Source organism: Caloranaerobacter sp. TR13 (assembly GCF_001316435.1).
Classification (GTDB): Bacteria; Bacillota; Clostridia; order Tissierellales; family Thermohalobacteraceae; genus Caloranaerobacter.
In genome coordinates this window covers 1-3,459 of the sequence record NZ_JXLL01000038.1, presented here as the reverse complement: position 1 = coordinate 3,459, position 3,459 = coordinate 1, and the positions used below count along the sequence as shown (strand labels likewise).

The 3,459-nt window shown below is 28.0% G+C and carries 3 protein-coding genes and 1 pseudogene; all 4 read left to right on the top strand.

Translation table 11 applies throughout. The features are described from left to right. Positions 1-620: 620 nt before the first annotated feature. Entirely contained in the window at positions 621-1,370 is a 750-nt protein-coding gene (locus TR13x_RS10705) for a class I SAM-dependent methyltransferase (RefSeq protein ID WP_054871929.1), read from the top strand. A gap of 59 nt (positions 1,371-1,429) precedes the next feature. Beyond that, positions 1,430-1,669, top strand: a complete 240-nt coding sequence (locus TR13x_RS10700) for a hypothetical protein (RefSeq protein ID WP_054871928.1) — start codon at positions 1,430-1,432, stop codon at positions 1,667-1,669. Positions 1,670-1,743: 74 nt separating this feature from the next. Beyond that, positions 1,744-2,337: a CPBP family intramembrane glutamic endopeptidase gene (locus TR13x_RS10695; RefSeq protein ID WP_054871927.1), complete on the top strand. Its 594-nt coding sequence runs from the start codon at positions 1,744-1,746 to the stop codon at positions 2,335-2,337. Positions 2,338-2,438: 101 nt separating this feature from the next. Further along, a pseudogene (locus TR13x_RS10690) lies at positions 2,439-3,459 on the top strand (DUF4932 domain-containing protein); the annotation flags it as partial.

Here is a 3,459-nt window from a genome sequence, read left to right as displayed (position 1 = left end):
AGAAATTCCATGTAACAAGTTTTGGAAAAATAAAAATCCTGCATGGACTGAAGAACAACACAAAAAAATTGTAGAACAGAGAGTTACTTTGCTTAAAGGATTAGCTCAGAATAAGTTTTGATTTTAGAATTCAAATTGAGAATTTAAAATTTAGTTATTGGATGCATTCGTGTATAATTTCATGAAAATAAAATTTAAAATTGATTTAAGATTGAAGGGGGACAAAATAAGACAAGCACTTGGCAGTATTACAGATTTTATTTTTATGGAGGATAAATTAGAAAGTGCAGATATAATATTGATACCAGATAGTTTTTCCACCTTCAGTAAAAATTATTGTATCTCCAGTGACAAATGGGAAGGATATCCGTAAAGATAACTGGTTTTTAGATGTAAACAAAACTAAAAGAGTTATGAGTGAAGTTGTTAAAATAGGGAAATACTTTGAAAGCATATACCTAATTTGGCTAGTAAATCAGAATGACTTTAGTATCAACATCAGCTAACATAGTAGTCCAGATATTTTGCAAGAAACATGTAAAATATCTGGACTATTCGAAATATTAGGTGAAAGAGTAATATAATATTTAATATTTATAGTGATTTAGGGGGAAAGAACAGTGGGAAAGATAAATTACAATGATATTAGTAAGATATATGATGATGTTAGAGATGAAGAAATGACTATAATAAATAGTTTTTTAGATGAAGTTAAGATATCTGAAACAACTAAAATTCTTGACGTTGGATGTGGTACAGGGAACTATACCAGCATACTGCAAAAGATAACGAAAGCAGAAGTGTATGGGGTAGATGCATCAGAAGGAATGTTAGAAAAAGCTAAAGAAAAAAACCAACATATTATTCTAAAAGTTGGTTTGGTAACAGATATTCCATTTGAAGATTGTATTTTTGACTTCTTGTATATGACAGATGTTATCCATCATATTAAAGATATAGATAAAATGTTTTTAGAATTTTATAGAGTTTTAAAAAATGGAGGTAAGGTCTGTATAAGTACGCAGTCACATAGACAAATTGACCTTAGATATATGTCAGAGTTTTTTCCATCAACAGCTATTGTTGATAAGCAAAGATATCCAGATATAGAAGAAATAATTAGCTCAGCAAAGAAAAATGGATTTAGTTTTCTAAAGATTGAAATAATTAGTGAAGGAGAAGAAGTAGAGTTAGGAAATAAATTTTTAGAATTGTTAGAGAAAAAAGGCTATTCGATGTTACATTTGATTTCAGATGAAGATTACCAAATAGGATTGAATAGGGTAAAATGTGAAATGAAGAATGGCCCTATCAAAAGAAAATCAGCGGGTGGGACTTTAGTTTGGTTAATTAAGAATGAAAAAATGTAAATTTGAGAAAAGCTTCTTAGGTCTTTATTCAATAGAAAATTTTTTAGGAGCGATTTAGCGTGGCAATTGTAGTAAGTTATAAAAAAGATGGAAAGAAATACATTTTAATAGGGACTGGTTTTGGAGCATATAAAGCAACAAGACCTAGTTTTTTAGGAGGTAATTTATTTCCACACGAAGATGAGGGAAATATTAGAGTTGTAGCAGTTGCAGATAAAGAAGGAGATATACATTGGGTAGATTCTGATGATTTAAGAGTAATTGAGGTTGATGGCAATAAGATAGAAGATTTATTGTAATATTTTTTTTGAATCGTAAAGTTAGTATATTGTTAGTATATTGAAAGTAAGAAAATCATAATGGAGGATCATATATGGATATTGTGTTCTTAATAATAGGATTAGCATTAACATTAATAGATATATTTTTGAAGATAAGAACTTTAAAAGAAAACATTTTTAAGAGAATATTTTTTATTGTATTTGGATTAGCTACTTTGTATTTTGTAGATAAGACATTCTTGTATATATCTACTAGAGCTATTTTTTGCGGTCTAATAATTGGAATTGTTTTTATGGGAATTCATATATTAGTAGCTAAAGGAGTTAAGCTAAAAAAGGAAAATGTGAACAAAGGATTAATTTATACTAGCTTATTAATTTATGGATTAGAATTACCAGCAGAAGAATTCTTATACCGAGGAATTATTCTTATTCCACTTTTAAAACTATTTCAACCTATTGTAGCCATCTCATTAACATCAGTATTATTTTTAGGACTTCATTTAAAAACTTGGAACAACAAGTTTGTTTGGATAGGTTCATTAGTTTTGGGGGTAATATGTGCCATAAGCGTTTATTTAACAAAGAGTATTTGGGCTGCTATTATAATTCATAATTTAAATGATTTTGGATTTATGACTTTAGTAAATAAAAAAAATATATTCAAAGAAAAGTATGCTGATTAGTTAGTTGAAATTTTTATAAATATTAATGTTTTAATATTTTTCTTCTTATTATTATTCATAATTAACTTAACAAGATTTTTATAAATTCGGAGGGAGAGGGAATGGAAAAAGGAATAGAAAATGAGAAAAGCTGTGAAAGTAGTAGTGCAGGAAAAGAAAGTGAGAAATTAAATGTTTATGTAGACTCACGTATTGAACTTTTGTCAATAATTCAATATCTGGCAGATTTCAACTGTAAAGATATTGTAATATACAATAAAGATACGACCTATAAAAGTGATGTGGATAATTACTTTTCTCCATATAAAAATAATCAGGTAGTTTCTCTTTATGAGGAAATGGCAAAATATGGATTTGTTTATCATGTGCCGCCAAAACTTATTTTATATTTAGATGATAAATATGAGGAACAGGATAGTAAAATAATACCTTGTCATGAAGTTATATCAGGAGTCGATGGTAGGAGTAAGATTAAAGAGTTTACTAGACAAATGGTAGATTTTAAAAATGAAACTAAGTTTGATAACTTTTATAAAAATCATCAGGAATATTATCATAAGATAACTGCAGACATACAGAATAAATTAAAGAGTAATAACTGCTTAGAAAATCTTATAGAGTATTATGGTACAAAACAGAATAGTTATAATATAATAGTTGTTCCATTATATTTTGGTGGATACGGGATAAGAATACCAGGAAAAGATGAAAAATTTGATATTTTTTGTGTTATACCACCTGTTGAAAATTTACAATATTTAACTAGATTTGTCTGGCATGAGTTTAGCCATTCTTATGTCGATCCTTTAGCTGAAGAAAACAGAGATGAAATTAATAAATATAAAGATTTGTTTACACCTATTTCTAATATAATGACAAAGCAAGCATATGGAGCTTGGGGGACATGTGTAAATGAACATATTGTCAGAGCAGTAACTTCGAGGTTAAGTTACAAGGTTTTTGGCGAGAAGGCTGCGAAAGAAGAAATTAAATGACATAAAGAAAGGGGTTTTTTATATATTGACAAGTTATATGAAAAACTAACTGAATATGAAAATAATCGCGATAAGTATACAACTTTTAAGGAGTTTTATCCAGAGTTATTAAAAGTTTTCGAGGAAT

What these genes read in the sequence shown, in the direction of transcription:
- TR13x_RS10695 (WP_054871927.1), top strand. Translation starts at nt 1,744, where the DNA reads ATGGATATTGTGTTCTTAATAATAGGATTAGCATTAACATTAATAGAT.